This is a genomic window from Achromobacter sp. UBA5777, assembly GCF_002418565.1.
GTDB classification, from domain to species: Bacteria; Pseudomonadota; Gammaproteobacteria; order Burkholderiales; family Burkholderiaceae_B; genus Achromobacter; species Achromobacter animicus.
The window spans coordinates 14427-29472 of the sequence record NZ_DIEJ01000280.1 but is presented as its reverse complement, the minus strand read 5'-3'; the positions used below and the strand labels follow the sequence as shown (position 1 = coordinate 29472).

Here is a 15046-nt window from a genome sequence, read left to right as displayed (position 1 = left end):
GTCAAATGGCTAAAGTACAAGGCAAGAACGCCGCGGAAAAAGAGAACGATGACGGCCTCCGCGAAAAGATGATCGCGGTCAACCGCGTGAGCAAAGTGGTCAAGGGTGGTCGCACCATGAGCTTTGCCGCGCTGACCGTGGTTGGCGATGGCGATGGCCGCATCGGCATGGGTAAGGGCAAGGCGCGTGAAGTGCCGGTGTCCGTTCAGAAGGCTATGGAACAGGCCCGTCGCGGCATGTTCAAGGTCGCTCTGAAGAACGGCACGCTGCACCACACCGTGGTCGGCAAGCATGGCGCCGCTACCGTGCTGATTTCGCCCGCTGCTGAAGGTACTGGCGTTATCGCCGGCGGCCCGATGCGCGCTATTTTCGAAGTGATGGGTGTGCGTAACGTGGTTGCCAAGAGCCTGGGCTCGAGCAACCCCTACAACATGGTTCGCGCCACGTTGAACGGCCTGCGCGCCTCCCTGACCCCGGCCGATGTTGCTGCCAAGCGCGGCAAGACGGTCGAAGAGATCCTGGGGTAAATCATGGCTCAGAAGCAGATCAAAGTGACCCTCGTGCGCTCGGTGATCGGTACCAAGCAATCGCACCGTGATACGGTTCGCGGTTTGGGCTTGGGCCGCATCAACAGCAGCCGCGTGCTGGTCGATACGCCCGAGGTGCGTGGGATGATCCGTAAGGTGGATTATCTCGTTTCCGTCTCGGAAGCCTAAGGAATCACCATGTCGGATATGCAACTTAATACGCTGAAGCCCGCCGAGGGCTCCAAGCACGCCAAGCGCCGCGTCGGCCGTGGCATCGGTTCGGGTCTGGGTAAGACCGCCGGCCGTGGTCACAAGGGTCAGAAGTCGCGCTCGGGCGGTTTCCACAAGGTTGGCTTCGAAGGCGGTCAAATGCCGCTGCAACGTCGCCTGCCCAAGCGTGGTTTCACCCCGCTGGGTCAACACCTGTATGCACAAGTTCTCTTGTCGGACCTCCAGGCCCTGCCCCTCGATGATATCGATGTGCAAGCGCTGAAGGCGGCCGGCGTGATTGGCCAGGCGGTTCGTTACGCCAAGGTCATCAAGTCTGGTGAACTCTCGCGCAAGGTCGTGCTCAAGGGCATTACCGCGACGGCCGGCGCTCGCGCCGCCATCGAAGCCGCGGGCGGCTCGCTTGCTTGATCAGAGGTGACGAGTGGCTAACGCGCAGGCATTGGGCAAATCCGGAGCACGATACGGCGATCTGAAGCGCCGTCTGGTGTTCCTGGTGCTCGCCCTGGTGGTTTACCGTTTGGGTACACACATCCCGGTTCCGGGTATCAACCCGGACGCGCTGGCGGACTTGTTCCGTCAGAACCAGGGCGGGATCCTGGGCCTGTTCAACATGTTCTCGGGCGGAGCGCTCTCGCGTTTCTCGATTTTTGCCCTGGGGATCATGCCGTACATTTCGGCATCCATCATCATGCAGTTGATGTCGGTGGTGGTGCCGTCGCTGGAAGCGCTCAAGAAAGAGGGCGAATCCGGCCGTCGGAAGATTACCCAATACACCCGCTACGGCACGGTCGTGCTGGCGCTGGTGCAAGCCGTGGGCATTTCGGTGGCGTTGGAGTCTCAGCAGGGACTGGTGATCGATCCGGGCATGCTGTTCCGCTTCACGACCGTCGTAACTTTGGTCACTGGCACCATGTTCGTCATGTGGCTGGGTGAGCAGATTACGGAACGCGGTCTGGGCAACGGGATTTCCATCCTGATCTTCGCAGGTATCGTGGCGGGTCTTCCCGCGGCGCTGGCTGCACTGTTGGACCTGGTCCGCACCAACGCGATGTCTGTGCTTTCGGCGCTGTTCATCGTGGCTCTGGTGGTGCTGGTTACCGCTTTTGTGGTGTTCGTGGAACGCGGACAGCGCAAGATCACGGTGAACTACGCCAAGCGTCAGGTCGGCAACAAGGTCTACGGTGGTCAAAGCTCGCATTTGCCGCTGAAGCTGAACATGGCAGGGGTGATTCCGCCGATCTTCGCGTCGTCGATCATTCTGTTCCCGGCCACGATCACGAGCTGGTTCTCCAGCAGCGAGAACATGCGCTGGCTTAGCGACCTGGCTGCGGCCCTGTCGCCTCGTCAACCGCTCTACATCACGCTGTACTCGGTCGCGATTATTTTCTTCTGCTTTTTCTACACGGCTCTGGTTTTCAACAGCCGCGAAACGGCGGACAACCTGAAGAAGAGTGGTGCGTTTGTTCCGGGCATCCGTCCGGGCGAGCAAACGGCGCGCTACATCGACAAGATCCTGATGCGTTTGACGCTCGCAGGTGCCATCTACATCACGTTGGTGTGCCTGTTGCCGGAATTCTTGGTGATGCGCTGGAACGTTCCCTTCTACTTCGGTGGTACGTCTCTGTTGATCATTGTGGTGGTGACGATGGATTTCATGGCGCAGGTTCAGGCCTACATGATGTCTCACCAGTACGACTCGTTGCTCAAGAAGGCCAACTTCAAGGGCGCGGGTTTGCCGATGCGGTAAGCAAAAGAATGTCCAAGGACGACGTCATTCAGATGCAAGGTGAGGTTCTTGAGAACCTCCCGAACGCGACATTTCGCGTCAAGCTCGAAAACGGCCACGTGGTGTTGGGCCATATTTCCGGCAAGATGCGTATGCATTACATCCGGATCCTGCCGGGTGACAAGGTCACAGTGGAGCTCACGCCCTATGACCTGACGCGAGCCAGGATTGTTTTCCGCTCCAAGTGAGCGAAACCGGATTACGGAAAATTAGGAGTCAACCATGAAAGTAATGGCATCGGTTAAGCGGATCTGCCGCAACTGCAAAGTTATCAAACGTCACGGCGTGGTGCGCGTTATCTGCACCGACCCGCGTCACAAGCAGCGTCAAGGCTAACTCGGGTTAGCGACTACGCAACGGATTTATTCAAGGAACAGTCATGGCCCGTATTGCTGGCATTAACATTCCGCCGCAACAGCACGCCGAGATCGGCCTGACCGCCATTTTTGGCATCGGTCGTACGCGCGCTCGCAAGATTTGCGAAGCGGCAAACGTACCCTTTGACAAAAAGGTCAAGGATCTGAGCGACGCTGAATTGGAACGCGTCCGCGAACATGTTGGTTTGTTCACGGTTGAAGGCGACCTGCGTCGTGAAGTACAGCTCTCGATCAAGCGTTTGATCGACCTGGGAACCTACCGCGGTATGCGTCACAAGCGCGGTTTGCCCGTGCGCGGCCAGCGCACTCGCACCAACGCCCGGACCCGTAAGGGCCCGCGTCGTGCTGCTGCGTCCCTGAAGAAATAATCGAGGAACAGGATTATGGCGAAAGCTTCCACCAGCGGCGCTTCGCGCGTGCGCAAAAAGGTCAAGAAGAACGTCTCGGACGGCATCGCGCACGTTCACGCTTCGTTCAACAACACCATCATCACCATCACCGATCGTCAGGGCAACGCACTGTCGTGGGCCACGTCGGGCGGTGCTGGCTTCAAGGGTTCGCGCAAGTCGACCCCGTTTGCCGCGCAGGTTGCCGCTGAAACGGCTGGCCGCGTTGCGCTCGAGTACGGCATCAAGACGCTGGAAGTCCGCATCAAGGGCCCCGGTCCTGGCCGCGAGTCGTCGGTCCGTGCGCTGAACGCGCTGGGCATCAAGATTTCGTCCATCGCCGACATCACGCCCGTTCCGCACAACGGCTGCCGTCCGCCGAAGCGTCGTCGTATCTAAAGGGAATCCACATGGCACGTTATATTGGACCCAAATGCAAGCTCTCGCGCCGCGAGGGTACTGACCTGTTCCTGAAGAGCGCCCGCCGCTCGCTGGATTCCAAGTGCAAGCTGGATTCCAAGCCTGGCCAACACGGCCGCACTTCGGGTGCCCGCACTTCCGACTACGGCCTGCAGCTGCGCGAAAAGCAAAAGCTGAAGCGCATGTACGGCGTGCTGGAAAAGCAATTCCGCAAGTACTTCGCTGAAGCCGAGCGTCGCCGTGGCAACACCGGCGAAACGCTGATCCAGCTGCTGGAATCGCGTCTGGACAACGTCGTCTACCGCATGGGCTTCGGCTCGACGCGCGCCGAAGCTCGCCAGCTGGTGAGCCACCGCGCCATCGAACTGAACGGCCACACGGCTGACATCGCTTCGATGCTGGTCAAGGCTGGCGACGTCGTCTCGGTTCGTGAAAAGGCCAAGAAGCAAGGCCGTATCAAGGAATCGCTCGACCTGGCCACCAGCATCGGCATCCCCCAGTGGGTGGAAGTCGACGCGGCCAAGCTGACCGGCACGTTCAAGTCGGCCCCCGATCGCGCTGACGTCGCTCGCGACATCAACGAATCGATGGTCGTCGAACTGTACTCGCGTTAATCACGCCTGCCGGCGCCTCCTTCGCAAGGTGCTGGCAAGCTGGTCACGCGACCCGGTTGACCCGTTAGCAAGTCCCGCAGCAGCCCGCTTTCGCCATTTGGTGGAGCGGGCTTTGCGGTAAGTATCGGGCAGCGTTTTTGCGCCGCCCATGGTTTGAGCATCACGTCTCACCCTGTCCATCAGCCTTATCGGTGTAACGAGCCGAGGGTATTGAAAAGGAACACAGTAAATGTCCACTCAAGGTTTCCTGAAGCCGCGCTCCATTGAAGTCGAACCGGTCGGCACGCACCATGCCAAGATCGTGATGGAGCCGTTCGAGCGTGGCTACGGTCACACGCTGGGCAACGCCCTGCGCCGCATCCTGCTGTCTTCGATGACCGGCTACGCGCCGACCGAAGTCCAGATGACGGGCGTGGTGCATGAATACTCGACCATCCCGGGCGTTCGCGAAGATGTCGTCGACATCCTGCTGAACCTGAAGGGCGTGGTCTTCAAGCTGCACAACCGCGACGAAGTGACGCTGGTTCTGCGCAAGTCCGGCGCCGGCACGGTGCTGGCCAGCGACATCGAACTGCCGCACGACGTCGAGATCATCAACCCCGGCCACGCCATCTGCAACCTGACGGAAGCAGGCAAGCTGGAAATGCAGATCAAGGTCGAAAAGGGCCGCGGCTACGTGCCGGGCAACGTGCGCGCGCTGTCGGAAGACCGCACCCACACGATCGGCCGCATCGTTCTGGACGCTTCGTTCAGCCCGGTCCGCCGCGTGAGCTACGCCGTTGAAAGCGCCCGCGTTGAACAACGCACCGACCTGGACAAGCTGGTCCTGGACATCGAAACCAACGGCGTGATCTCGCCCGAGGAAGCGGTGCGCCAGTCGGCCCGCATCCTGATGGACCAGATCTCGGTCTTCGCCGCCCTGGAAGGCGCTGGCGATTCGTACGAAGCCCCGGTCCGCGGCACGCCGCAGATCGACCCGGTGCTGCTGCGTCCGGTCGACGACCTGGAGCTGACGGTGCGTTCGGCCAACTGCCTGAAGGCCGAAAACATCTACTACATCGGCGACCTGATCCAGCGTACCGAAAACGAGCTGCTCAAGACCCCGAACCTGGGTCGCAAGTCGCTCAACGAGATCAAGGAAGTGCTGGCTGCACGTGGCCTGACCCTCGGCATGAAGCTCGAGAACTGGCCGCCCCTGGGCCTGGAGCGTCCGTAAGTCTTGAAAGGGTGCCGCCCCTGAATAGGGGCGTCTCCCGCAGCGCCCGGCCTCACCGCCGGGCAGTTTGCGAAATCGTCGTAAAATGCCCCGTTTTCTACCGGACCGCAGCCTGATTGCAGGCTGATAGAAGAGCCGGCAACCCGATGGCGGAAACGCCTTCTTTAGATTCAAAGGAAACTTATCATGCGTCACGGTAATGGCTTGCGTAAGCTCAACCGCACCAGCAGTCACCGTCTTGCCATGTTCCGCAACATGGCCGTTTCGTTGATCACCCACGAAGCCATCAAGACCACGCTGCCGAAGGCGAAAGAATTGCGCCGCGTCATCGAACCCCTGATCACGCTGGGCAAGGAGCCCACGCTCGCGAACAAGCGTCTGGCTTTTGCCCGTCTGCGCGATCGCGATGCGGTTGTGAAGCTGTTTGCCGAAATCGGCCCGCGCTACGCGGCCCGTAACGGCGGCTACACCCGCGTGCTGAAGATGGGCTTCCGTCAAGGCGACAACGCTCCCATGGCTTTCATGGAACTGGTTGACCGTCCGGAAGTCGATGAAGCCGCTGAGGACAGCGCCGAGTAATTTCGGCAGCTAGATAAGCGACAAGGGCGGGTCTTCGGACCCGCCCTTGTTTTTTTGGGTAGCACGATCGGGCGCTGCGATTCACGATGGGACGCGAATGCACCGATCAGGCGTTGCCCGCATCCTCGCGTTCGCGCCCGCCGCGCAACTGCCCCCGCAGCTCCGCGGCCGTGGCGGCCAACACATCCTGGGGCGGCTGAGGCGGCATCCTGAAAGTCAGGTCCTGCTGCTCGATGTACTGCGTCGAAGTCACGTCCTGCGGGTGATGCATCGGAACGACATGGGCATGCGCATGCGCGACGTGGATGCCCGTGAACGCAAACCCCACGCGCTCGACGCCGTAGAGGCGTTTCATCTGGCGGCCCAGCCGCTGGCCCAGGTTGACGATACTGGCGGCCAGGTCGGCCGGCATGTCTTCGTAGTAGGGATAGTGCTGCTTGGGAATGATGAGCGTGTGCCCGGGGCGCACGGGCTGGATGTCGAGGAAGGCCAGCAGACGATCGTCTTCGTGGATGACGTGCGCGGGAATCTCGTGACGGGCGATGCGGCAGAACAGGCAGTTGTCGGACATGCTTGCCTCGGCGTGTAAGAGGGCGGCGCGGCGGCCTGGCGCGCGGCGGTTCCGGGAAGGTGGCCGCAATACCGATAAAATACCGCGAGTTACATCCCACGCGGGTATCCCAAGGAGGCTCCATGTTGCGCGATGACGACGTCGTGCTGGTCATCAGCAATGCGCCGGACCTGTTGCTGGCCAAGCGCATTGCGCACGTGCTCGTCGAAGACGGACTGGCCGCGTGCGTGAACCTCGGCGCGCCCGGGTTGTCCATCTACCTGTGGAACGGAGAGGTCGAAGGAACGGAAGAAATCCCCATCCAGATCAAGACGACCTATGCGCGGCATGCCGCCGTCGTGCAGGCCTTGTCGAAAATGCATCCCTACGACGTTCCCGAGATCATCGTGCTGCCGGTCATCGCCGGCGCGGCGCCATACCTGGACTGGGTGCGAGAGCAGACGGCCATTACGCAGAACAAGAGAAACTGATGTTGCAACTTGCCGGTACGGTCGGCGCGCCCGGGCGCGCCGAGAGCGCGACCTCCCCCTTTGTCAGACACTGCCTGATGCTGCTGGCGATGGCCATCCTGCTGTTCGGATGGCAGACTGCCGCGCGCGCGGATACCGAGTTCCTGGAGCCTGAAAAGGCGTTCGTGTTCAGCGCCAACATGGCGTCGCCGGACACGCTGGCGCTGCACTACAAGGTCGCGCCCGGCTATTACATGTACCGCGAGCGCTTCGCCATTGCCATCAGCCCCGCCGACGCCACCACGCTGGGCGAGGCCGTTTATCCCAAGGGCGAGGTCAAGTACGACCCGACCTTTGAAAAGGACATGGAAGTCTTCCACAAGGACGTGACGATCCGCGTCCCGGTGGGAGCCGGCGGACAGCCGTTCACGCTCACGCTGACGGGCCAGGGCTGCGCGGATGCCGGCCTTTGCTATCCGCCGATGGACAGCACCGTGAAGCTCACGCCCGTGGCAGGCGGATACGCCGTGGCGGGCACGGGACTTGGCGGGGCGTTGGCGCCGCAAGCGGCTTCCGGCGGCTTGTCTGCGCTGGTCAATGCCGGTGACACGGGCCTGGCCGACGCGCTGGGCGGTCTGGGATGGATCAAGACGGCGGGCGTGTTTCTGGTGCTGGGCCTGTTGCTGGCCTTCACGCCCTGCGTGCTGCCCATGATCCCCATCCTGTCGTCCATCGTGCTGGGCGGCGCCCAGCAGGAGCGACCCAGCCGCGGCCGCGGATTGGCGCTGGCTGCCACCTACGTGCTGGGCATGTCGGTGGTGTACACCGCGCTGGGCGTGGCCGCCGGCCTGAGCGGCGCGGGGCTTGCGGCCTGGTTGCAGACGCCGTGGATCCTGACCCTCTTTGCCATTCTGCTGACCGTGCTGGCGCTGGCGATGTTTGATGTCTTCACGTTCCAGATGCCGTCGGGTGTGCAGGCGATGCTGTCCGAGCGCTCGTCACGCGTGCCGGGCGGACGCTACACCGGCGCCCTGGTCATGGGCGCGTTGTCGGCCCTGATCGTCGGCCCGTGCGTGGCCGCGCCGCTGGCCGGCGCCTTGCTGTATATCTCGCAGACCGGGGACGTGCTCCTCGGCGGATCGGCGCTGTTTGCGATGGCATGGGGGATGGGCGTGCCGCTGTTGATCGTCGGCGCGTCGTCGTCCGCCTTGCTGCCCAAGGCCGGAGCGTGGATGGACGGCGTGAAGCGGTTGTTCGGCATGCTGCTGCTGGCGACCGCCTGGTGGATGCTGATTCCCGTCGTGCCCACGTGGGTCCAGATGACGGGTTGGGCGTTCCTGGCTGTCGTGTCGGCCGTAATGCTGCGCGCCTTCGATGCCTTGCCGCAAAACGCGGGCGCCGGGCGCATGTTCGGCAAGGGCCTGGGCTTGTTGCTCGCCCTGGCGGCCGCGGCGTGGCTCGTCGGTGCGGCCAGTGGCGGGCGCGACGTGCTGCAGCCGCTGTCGCACCTGGCCGCGCGCGGCGATGCGCCGGCTGCCGGGTCCGCCGCCCCGGGCGAGGTCCATTTCACGCGTGTGCGCAGCAATGCCGAGCTGGACGCGCTGCTGGCGCAAAGCACCCGGCCGGTGATGCTGGACTTCTATGCGGACTGGTGCGTGTCGTGCCGCGAAATGGAGCGCTTCACCTTCACGGATCCGGGCGTCGCGCAGCGCATGGCGGGTATGGTGCTGGTGCAGGCGGATGTGACTGCAAACAATGCCGACGACCGCGCGCTGCTCAAGCGCTTCCGGCTGTTCGGCCCGCCGGGCATCATGTTCTTTGAGCCGGGCGGCAAGGAAATCGCGGATGCGCGCGTGGTGGGCTTTCAGGACGCAAAGCGCTTTACGGAATCGCTGGACCGCGTGCTCGTGCGTTGAGGGACGGGCGGGCTGGCGGTAGGGAGGGCGCCATCGTCTGATGCGCGCAACGGGGCGATGCTTGCGTTGAATCAAGAAAGGGCGCGATATACCATGATCGCTTCGCCGCCCGCGCGGCGCATCCCACTCCCTCCAGGCCGGCGCCGTGACGTCCCCCACCGTTGATGCAAGTCAGGACCGGAACGGTCTGATTTATCTTCAATTGATGTTCGTCATGGCCACATGGGGCCTGAACATCGTCTCCATCAAGTATCTAACCCAGCACATGGACATCCAGGCGCTCGCCGCCGTTCGGATCGTCATTGCGTTCATCACTGTCACCCTCATCATCAAGGCGCGCGGCGGCCGTATCCCGAAGTTGGGTAGCGCGCAGCTGGGCTGGGTGGCGCTTGCCGGCTTTCTGGTGGTGTACGCGCACCAGGTGGCGTTGGTGTCGGGCTTGCGCGTGTCGTCGGCGGCCAACGGCACGCTGATCATGGCCACCAGCCCATTGCTGTCCGCCTTCCTGGCCGCGATCTTCTACCGCGAAAAGCTCACCACGACGCGCATCGCCGGCGCGCTGCTCGGCCTCCTGGGCGTCGGCATGGTGGTGGTGGGCAGCGGCGCGCAGCTCGGGTTGACTGGCTGGGGTGACGCGGTGGTGTTCGTGGCCGTGCTGGTGTTCGTGTTTGGCGGCCTCGTCATCCAGCGGATGTCGCGCATGATGGACCCCCTGGGAATGCTCTGGTACATGTACCTGGCCGGCGGCGTGATGCTGGTGGGACATGCCGCGTTGACGCCTTCCTCGTATTACGCGGAAACGTGGCAGATGGCATGGTGGCCGTGGGCGGTGCTGATGTTTTCGGCGGTGGTCGCATCCGGTGTCAGCAACATCGTGTGGAACGCGGGCATCGCGCGGCTGGGGATCAGCCGCGCCGCGCTGTTCGTGAACTGGCTGCCGATCTTCGGGCTGCTGTTCGCGGCCGTGTTCCTGGACGAGCACGTCACGCTGACGCACGTCGTCGGTCTGGGCTGCGTGCTGGGCGGGACGTGGCTGGGACTGCGCCGCGGCGCGCAGCCGGCGCGGGCTGCCGCCGCAAAGGCTTGATGGCGGGGGATTGCCGGCGTCCTGGCCAGCGGGAGGCGCCGAGCGCAGACGGCCAAAGCCGCCGCGCCCGGAGGTCTTGCTAGCGCTGGCTTTTCAGCAGCTTGGCCGCTTCGATGGCGAAGTACGTCAGGATGCCGTCGGCGCCGGCGCGCTTGAAGGCCAGCAGCGCTTCCATCATGACCTTGTCGTGATCCAGCCAGCCATTGGCGGCGGCCGCCTTGATCATGGCGTATTCGCCGCTGACCTGGTAAGCGAAGGTCGGCACGCGGAACGTGTCCTTGACCCGGCGCAGCACGTCCAGATAAGGCATGCCCGGCTTGACCATGACCATGTCGGCGCCTTCCTGCAGGTCGCCGGCCACTTCGCGCAGCGCCTCGTCGATGTTGCCCGGATCCATCTGGTAGGCCATCTTGTTGGACTTGCCCAGATTGGTGGCCGAACCTACGGCGTCGCGGAAGGGACCGTAGAACGCGCTGGCGTACTTGGCCGAATACGCCATGATGCGCGTATGGATGTGGCCATTGGCCTCGAGCGCGCGACGCACCGCACCGATGCGGCCGTCCATCATGTCGCTGGGGGCGACCATGTCGACGCCGGCTTCAGCCTGCGTGAGCGCCTGCTTGACCAGGATCTCGACGGTGGGTTCGTTGACCACGTAGCCGTCCGCGTCGATGACGCCGTCCTGGCCGTGGCTGGTGTACGGGTCCAAGGCCACATCGCACAGCACGCCCAGTTCCGGGAAACGCGACTTCAGCTCGCGGACCACGCGCGGGATCAGACCGTCGGGATTGGTGGCTTCGATGCCGTCCGGGGTCTTCAGCGACGGGTCGATGGCGGGAAACAGCGACAGCACGGGGATGCCCAGCGCCACGCATTCTTCGGCCACGGGCAGCAGCGTGTCCAGCGAATAGCGGACCACGCCGGGCAGCGAGGCCACAGCCTGCCGCAGGCCGGAGCCTTCAGCGACGAAGACGGGGTAGATCAGGTCATTGACCGTCAGTGCGTTCTCGCGCACCAGACGGCGGGTGAAGTCGTCCCGGCGCAGGCGGCGGGGGCGGGAAACCGGAAACTCAGGGGTGATGATCTGCGGGTTCATGGTACGACCTTGGGGGAAATCCAATTTTCGATGTGGGCGCCGGCTTCTTCCAGGCCGATGCGCTCGGGCGCCGAGAAGGGAATCGTGTGCAGCGCGCCGATGTCGGCCAGATCCTTGCGGACCGAGAACACGGTGCGCATGCGCTGTCCGTACGGCAGCTTGTCGGCCTTGGTCAGCAGCGCCAGCACCGGGCGGCCGGTGGGGGCAATGAAGTTCGCCAGACGCCGGTCCAGTTCGGTCACGCCGCGACGGATGTCGATGAGGAGCACGATGCCGACGAGCGACTCACGGTCGCGCAGGTAGCCGCCCAGGATGTCCGCCCACTTTTCCTTCTCGTTGCGGGCCACGGACGCATAGCCGTAGCCGGGCAGGTCGACCAGATAGCCGATGTGGGCTTCCGGGTCCAGCGGGTCCGGCAGGCCGAACATGTTGATCAGACGCGTGCGGCCCGGCGTCTTGCTGGAGAACGCAAGACGGCGCTGGTTGCACAGCACGTTGATGGACGTGGACTTGCCGGCGTTGGAGCGGCCGACAAAGCAGACCTCGGGAGCGCCGGCGGGCGGCAACTGGTCGAGGCGAGCCGCGGAAGTGAGGAAGGAGGCGCGATGTAGGAGGGACACGGATGGCTTTCGATACGGTTGGTTTCGAGCCCTATTGTATAATCCGGCGTTTGCTACAGTGGTCCCCGTGCGCGGAGCCGTCTTTTTTGCTTACTGTTTAGCTGCCATCCAGCCAATAAAAGCCCCTTTCGGGCAGCGCTGATGCAGCTTCGCAGAAAGATCGCAAGCAGGACAAGCAAAACAGGTTCGATACGGTTTTACTGCGAGTGCGGGCAGGCGTGGGCGCCTTTTTGCGCCTTGATCGATGTGATCGTCGAGGTCTTCATGAAGCGTGTGCTGTCCCGGATGTTGGTTGCGAGCGGGCTGTTGCTCGGCGCCTCCGCCCTCTCTGCTACGAGTTTCGCCGCCAATGGCGCTGCGGGCCCGGCCAAACCAGATGCCGCCAAGGGCGGTCAGCTGTTTGACCAAGGCGACGCGGCCCGCGGCATCATTGCCTGTGCCTCCTGTCACGGCGCGGCGGGTAACAGCACCATTCCGGTGAACCCGAACCTGGCCGCGCAGCCGCACGAATACCTGGCCAAGCAGCTTGCCGACTTCAAGGTGAAGGAAGGCGCCAAAGCGCCTGTTCGCAATGGTCCGGGCGGCAATCCCAGCCCCATGACGGTCATGGTGCAAAACCTGACGCCGGCCGACATGCAGAACATCGCGCTGTACCTGGCAACGCAGCCGCTCAAAGAGCCCGCCACGGCTGGCCATGAGAACCTGGTTGAGCTAGGTCAAAAGATCTGGCGTGGCGGTTTGCCAGACCGCAACGTCCCGGCTTGCGCGGCATGCCATTCTGCCAATGGCGCCGGGATTCCCGGTCAGTACCCCCGTCTGTCGGGCCAGTTCCCCGTGTACATCGAAGAGCAACTGAAGCTTTTCCGTAGCGGCGACCGCAAGAACGACGTCATGCATGCCATCGCGGACCGCATGTCGGACGCCGACATCAAGGCGGTGTCGGATTACGCGGCCGGCCTTCGGTAAAACGATCGGCCGCAACGTGCGCGGCCGGTCCGCGTTGATGCAACTTGCGCGCGCCGGAACCTCGTTCCGTCACGCACTGTCTATGAGGGGGGTAGCCGATAGCGCGGCCCCCCTTTTTTCATGAATTCGACTCGAACCCACTCCCGCCCCTCTCTGCGCAGCCTGCCAGGCGATCTCTTTGAACTTCTGGGTTCGATGCGTTTTGCCGTCAGCCTGCTGATGTTCATCTGCGTGGCCAGCCTCGTGGGAACGGTGCTGCAGCAGAACCGCTCGTCCAACAACTACATCGACCAGTTCGGCCCGTTCTGGTTTGAAGTGTTCGACAAGTTCTCCATCTGGCACGTCTACAACAGCTGGTGGTTCCTGCTGATCATGGGCTTTCTGGTCGTGTCGACCTCGGTGTGCCTGATCCGCAATGCGCCCAAGATGCTGCGCGACGCCCGCTCGTTCCGCGAGCATGTGCGCGAAGGCAGCCTGCGCGCGTTTCCGCACCGCGTGGAAACCAACGAGCCCACCGGCGTGCCGCAGACCGTGACCGGCTTGAAGGCGCTGCTTGGCCGCATGGGGTATGCGGTGCGCGTGCGCGAGGACCAGGATGGCGTCCTGCTGGCGGCCAAGAAGGGCAGCGCAAACCGACTGGGTTATGTGTTTGCCCACGCGGCCATGGTCATCATCTGTATCGGCGGCCTGCTCGACAGCGAGTTGCCGGTGCGCCTGCAGGTCATGTTTGGCGGCAAGCAGCCCATCGTCGACAACATGCTGATTTCCGAAGTGCCGGACAGCGGGCGCCTGTCGGTCAACAATCCGAGCTTTCGCGCAAGCGTCCTCGTGCCCGAGGGCGGCCAGGCCAGCACCGCGGTCGTGATGGTGGGCGACGGCGCCCTGGTGCAGCCGATGCCCTTCACGCTCAAGCTCAAGAAGTTCGTCGTCGACTACTACTCCACCGGCATGCCCAGCCGCTTCGCCAGCGAAGTCGAGGTCACGGACCCGGACACCGGCAAGACCTTCGATTCCACCATCGAGGTCAACGAACCGCTGCGCTTCAAGGGCATGACGGTCTATCAATCCAGCTTTGACGATGGCGGCAGCACGGTCGCGCTCAAGGGTTATCCGCTGGTGGGCGCCAACGACGCCACGTTCTCGGTCGATGGTACCGTCGGCAAGACCAGCGAGCTCACCGCGCAGACGGCCAAGGGGCTGCGCAGCATGGGCATCGAGATCACGGCCATGCGTCCCATCAACGTCGAGGACCTGACCCGCGGCGACCCCAAGGGCGCCGACCAGAGCTTTGCGGATCATGTGGCGTCGGTTGCCGGCAGCGCGGCCGGCAAGAAGAACGAGAACCTGCGCAACGTGGGGCCCAGCGTCGAGTACAAGCTGATCGACGATGCGGGCCAGGCGCACGAATTCCAGAACTACATGCTGCCCGTCGAGCTGGACGGCGCGGCCGTGTTCCTGGCCGGCGTGCGCAACAACGCGTCCGAGCCGTTCCGCTATCTGCGCATTCCGGCCGACGACGACAGCACCATCGCTGAATTCATGCGGCTGCGCGCCACCCTGGCCGATCCGGCCGCGCGCAAGGAAGCCGCCCGCCGCTTTGCCGAACGCAACAGCCCATCGGGCGCGGACCGCCAACCGCTGGAGACCGCGGCAGAGCGCGCGCTTGACACCTTTTCCGCCGGCGGCCTGCAGGCCGTTGCGTCTTTCCTGCAAGCCAATACGCCCGCCCAGGATCTTGAGCGCGCGGCCGATGTCGTGATCCGCCTGATCGGCGCCAGCATGAACGAATTGCGCGCCATCGCGCGCGAACGCGCGGGCCAGCCGCCCGTCCCCGTCGAAGGCCAGGAGGGCGAACGCGCGGCGGTGTGGTCGCGCCTGGCAGTGGCGGCGCTGTCCGACCTGACCGTCTACCCCGCGCCGGTGTTCCTGTCGCTGGCCGACTTCAATCACGTGCAGGCCAGCGTGTTCCAGGTCAGCCGCACGCCGGGCAAGAACACGGTCTATCTGGGCAGCCTGCTGCTGGTCCTGGGCGTGTTCTCCATGTTCTACATTCGCGATCGTCGTGTCTGGATCTGGGTCAAGCCGCAAGGCGGCGGCAGCAGCGTCCTGGCGGCCATGACGTCTCAGAAGCGTACACTTGACTTCAATCAAGAGTTTGAACGCTTCAAGCAGGCGCTGCTGCGCCAGAAAAAAGGGTCCTGAGGT

19 protein-coding genes are annotated in these 15046 nt (G+C 63.5%); 16 read left to right on the top strand and 3 right to left on the bottom strand.

Annotated features, from left to right (window positions below):
* Positions 1–5 precede the first annotated feature (5 nt).
* The 11 genes from rpsE (at position 6) to rplQ (ending at position 6136) form a co-directional block, all read left to right on the top strand.
* On the top strand, positions 6–527 hold the full coding sequence (gene rpsE, locus B3446_RS24165; RefSeq protein WP_008168987.1) for a 30S ribosomal protein S5: 522 nt from the start codon (positions 6–8) through the stop codon (positions 525–527).
* A gap of 3 nt (positions 528–530) precedes the next feature.
* Positions 531–716: a 50S ribosomal protein L30 gene (gene rpmD, locus B3446_RS24160; RefSeq protein WP_006216520.1), complete on the top strand. Its 186-nt coding sequence runs from the start codon at positions 531–533 to the stop codon at positions 714–716.
* A 9-nt stretch (positions 717–725) separates the two neighbouring features.
* Positions 726–1166: a 50S ribosomal protein L15 gene (gene rplO, locus B3446_RS24155; RefSeq protein ID WP_291386188.1), complete on the top strand. Its 441-nt coding sequence runs from the start codon at positions 726–728 to the stop codon at positions 1164–1166.
* Positions 1167–1179: 13 nt separating this feature from the next.
* Positions 1180–2505, top strand: a complete 1326-nt coding sequence (gene secY / locus B3446_RS24150; RefSeq protein ID WP_056327063.1) for a preprotein translocase subunit SecY — start codon at positions 1180–1182, stop codon at positions 2503–2505.
* 8 nt (positions 2506–2513) lie between these two features.
* Positions 2514–2732 carry a translation initiation factor IF-1 gene (gene infA, locus B3446_RS24145; RefSeq protein ID WP_003806927.1) on the top strand — a complete coding sequence of 73 codons (219 nt, stop codon included), beginning with the start codon at positions 2514–2516 and terminating at the stop codon, positions 2730–2732.
* A 34-nt stretch (positions 2733–2766) separates the two neighbouring features.
* On the top strand, positions 2767–2880 hold the full coding sequence (gene rpmJ / locus B3446_RS24140; protein WP_003806928.1) for a 50S ribosomal protein L36: 114 nt from the start codon (positions 2767–2769) through the stop codon (positions 2878–2880).
* A 43-nt stretch (positions 2881–2923) separates the two neighbouring features.
* Positions 2924–3289, top strand: coding sequence for a 30S ribosomal protein S13 (gene rpsM, locus B3446_RS24135; RefSeq protein ID WP_008168996.1), 366 nt, complete (start codon positions 2924–2926; stop codon positions 3287–3289).
* Positions 3290–3304: 15 nt separating this feature from the next.
* The gene (rpsK, locus tag B3446_RS24130) at positions 3305–3706 is read left to right on the top strand and encodes a 30S ribosomal protein S11 (RefSeq protein ID WP_006216516.1); all 402 of its coding nucleotides are present in this window, start codon (positions 3305–3307) and stop codon (positions 3704–3706) included.
* 11 nt (positions 3707–3717) lie between these two features.
* On the top strand, positions 3718–4341 hold the full coding sequence (gene rpsD, locus B3446_RS24125) for a 30S ribosomal protein S4 (protein WP_175124780.1): 624 nt from the start codon (positions 3718–3720) through the stop codon (positions 4339–4341).
* A 229-nt stretch (positions 4342–4570) separates the two neighbouring features.
* Positions 4571–5557 carry a DNA-directed RNA polymerase subunit alpha gene (locus tag B3446_RS24120; protein ID WP_008169002.1) on the top strand — a complete coding sequence of 329 codons (987 nt, stop codon included), beginning with the start codon at positions 4571–4573 and terminating at the stop codon, positions 5555–5557.
* 186 nt (positions 5558–5743) lie between these two features.
* Positions 5744–6136: a 50S ribosomal protein L17 gene (gene rplQ, locus B3446_RS24115; protein WP_006389635.1), complete on the top strand. Its 393-nt coding sequence runs from the start codon at positions 5744–5746 to the stop codon at positions 6134–6136.
* A gap of 106 nt (positions 6137–6242) precedes the next feature.
* Here the strand turns inward: rplQ and B3446_RS24110 are convergent, their stop codons facing one another.
* Positions 6243–6707: an HIT family protein gene (locus tag B3446_RS24110; protein ID WP_175124779.1), complete on the bottom strand. Its 465-nt coding sequence runs from the start codon at positions 6705–6707 to the stop codon at positions 6243–6245.
* 122 nt (positions 6708–6829) lie between these two features.
* Between B3446_RS24110 and cutA the strand changes: the two genes are divergently transcribed.
* The 3 genes from cutA to B3446_RS24095 all read left to right on the top strand — a co-directional run bounded on the left by cutA (position 6830) and on the right by B3446_RS24095 (position 10159).
* A complete protein-coding gene (gene cutA, locus B3446_RS24105) occupies positions 6830–7177 on the top strand; it encodes a divalent-cation tolerance protein CutA (protein ID WP_175136921.1) in 348 nt (115 codons plus the stop codon).
* Positions 7177–9072: a protein-disulfide reductase DsbD gene (gene dsbD / locus B3446_RS24100; protein WP_409558278.1), complete on the top strand. Its 1896-nt coding sequence runs from the start codon at positions 7177–7179 to the stop codon at positions 9070–9072. The genes cutA and dsbD overlap by 1 nt, the downstream gene beginning before the upstream one ends.
* Positions 9073–9277: 205 nt before the next feature.
* On the top strand, positions 9278–10159 hold the full coding sequence (locus B3446_RS24095; protein ID WP_291386250.1) for a DMT family transporter: 882 nt from the start codon (positions 9278–9280) through the stop codon (positions 10157–10159).
* Positions 10160–10238: 79 nt separating this feature from the next.
* On the opposite strand, the gene hemB is transcribed toward B3446_RS24095, so the two are convergent.
* Together hemB and yihA are read right to left on the bottom strand one after the other, a co-directional pair.
* On the bottom strand, positions 10239–11255 hold the full coding sequence (hemB, locus tag B3446_RS24090) for a porphobilinogen synthase (RefSeq protein WP_175124776.1): 1017 nt from the start codon (positions 11253–11255) through the stop codon (positions 10239–10241).
* Positions 11252–11875, bottom strand: a complete 624-nt coding sequence (yihA, locus tag B3446_RS24085) for a ribosome biogenesis GTP-binding protein YihA/YsxC (protein WP_056571052.1) — start codon at positions 11873–11875, stop codon at positions 11252–11254. Before yihA ends, hemB begins: the two co-directional genes overlap by 4 nt.
* Positions 11876–12139: 264 nt before the next feature.
* Between yihA and B3446_RS24080 the strand changes: the two genes are divergently transcribed.
* Both B3446_RS24080 and B3446_RS24075 read left to right on the top strand, forming a co-directional pair.
* The gene (locus B3446_RS24080) at positions 12140–12841 is read left to right on the top strand and encodes a c-type cytochrome (RefSeq protein ID WP_175124857.1); all 702 of its coding nucleotides are present in this window, start codon (positions 12140–12142) and stop codon (positions 12839–12841) included.
* 120 nt (positions 12842–12961) lie between these two features.
* Positions 12962–15043 carry a cytochrome c biogenesis protein ResB gene (locus B3446_RS24075; protein WP_291385972.1) on the top strand — a complete coding sequence of 694 codons (2082 nt, stop codon included), beginning with the start codon at positions 12962–12964 and terminating at the stop codon, positions 15041–15043.
* Positions 15044–15046 lie beyond the last annotated feature (3 nt).

Excerpts from the sequence above, each read along its gene's own strand:
- rpsE (WP_008168987.1), top strand. The coding sequence starts at position 6 with ATGGCTAAAGTACAAGGCAAGAACGCCGCGGAAAAAGAGAACGATGAC.
- rpmD (WP_006216520.1), top strand. The coding sequence starts at position 531 with ATGGCTCAGAAGCAGATCAAAGTGACCCTCGTGCGCTCGGTGATCGGT.
- rplO (WP_291386188.1), top strand. The coding sequence starts at position 726 with ATGTCGGATATGCAACTTAATACGCTGAAGCCCGCCGAGGGCTCCAAG.
- infA (WP_003806927.1), top strand. The coding sequence starts at position 2,514 with ATGTCCAAGGACGACGTCATTCAGATGCAAGGTGAGGTTCTTGAGAAC.
- rpmJ (WP_003806928.1), top strand. The coding sequence starts at position 2,767 with ATGAAAGTAATGGCATCGGTTAAGCGGATCTGCCGCAACTGCAAAGTT.
- rpsM (WP_008168996.1), top strand. The coding sequence starts at position 2,924 with ATGGCCCGTATTGCTGGCATTAACATTCCGCCGCAACAGCACGCCGAG.
- rpsK (WP_006216516.1), top strand. The coding sequence starts at position 3,305 with ATGGCGAAAGCTTCCACCAGCGGCGCTTCGCGCGTGCGCAAAAAGGTC.
- rpsD (WP_175124780.1), top strand. The coding sequence starts at position 3,718 with ATGGCACGTTATATTGGACCCAAATGCAAGCTCTCGCGCCGCGAGGGT.
- B3446_RS24120 (WP_008169002.1), top strand. The coding sequence starts at position 4,571 with ATGTCCACTCAAGGTTTCCTGAAGCCGCGCTCCATTGAAGTCGAACCG.
- rplQ (WP_006389635.1), top strand. The coding sequence starts at position 5,744 with ATGCGTCACGGTAATGGCTTGCGTAAGCTCAACCGCACCAGCAGTCAC.
- B3446_RS24110 (WP_175124779.1), bottom strand. The coding sequence starts at position 6,707 with ATGTCCGACAACTGCCTGTTCTGCCGCATCGCCCGTCACGAGATTCCC.
- cutA (WP_175136921.1), top strand. The coding sequence starts at position 6,830 with ATGTTGCGCGATGACGACGTCGTGCTGGTCATCAGCAATGCGCCGGAC.
- dsbD (WP_409558278.1), top strand. The coding sequence starts at position 7,177 with ATGTTGCAACTTGCCGGTACGGTCGGCGCGCCCGGGCGCGCCGAGAGC.
- B3446_RS24095 (WP_291386250.1), top strand. The coding sequence starts at position 9,278 with ATGTTCGTCATGGCCACATGGGGCCTGAACATCGTCTCCATCAAGTAT.
- hemB (WP_175124776.1), bottom strand. The coding sequence starts at position 11,255 with ATGAACCCGCAGATCATCACCCCTGAGTTTCCGGTTTCCCGCCCCCGC.
- B3446_RS24080 (WP_175124857.1), top strand. The coding sequence starts at position 12,140 with ATGAAGCGTGTGCTGTCCCGGATGTTGGTTGCGAGCGGGCTGTTGCTC.
- B3446_RS24075 (WP_291385972.1), top strand. The coding sequence starts at position 12,962 with ATGAATTCGACTCGAACCCACTCCCGCCCCTCTCTGCGCAGCCTGCCA.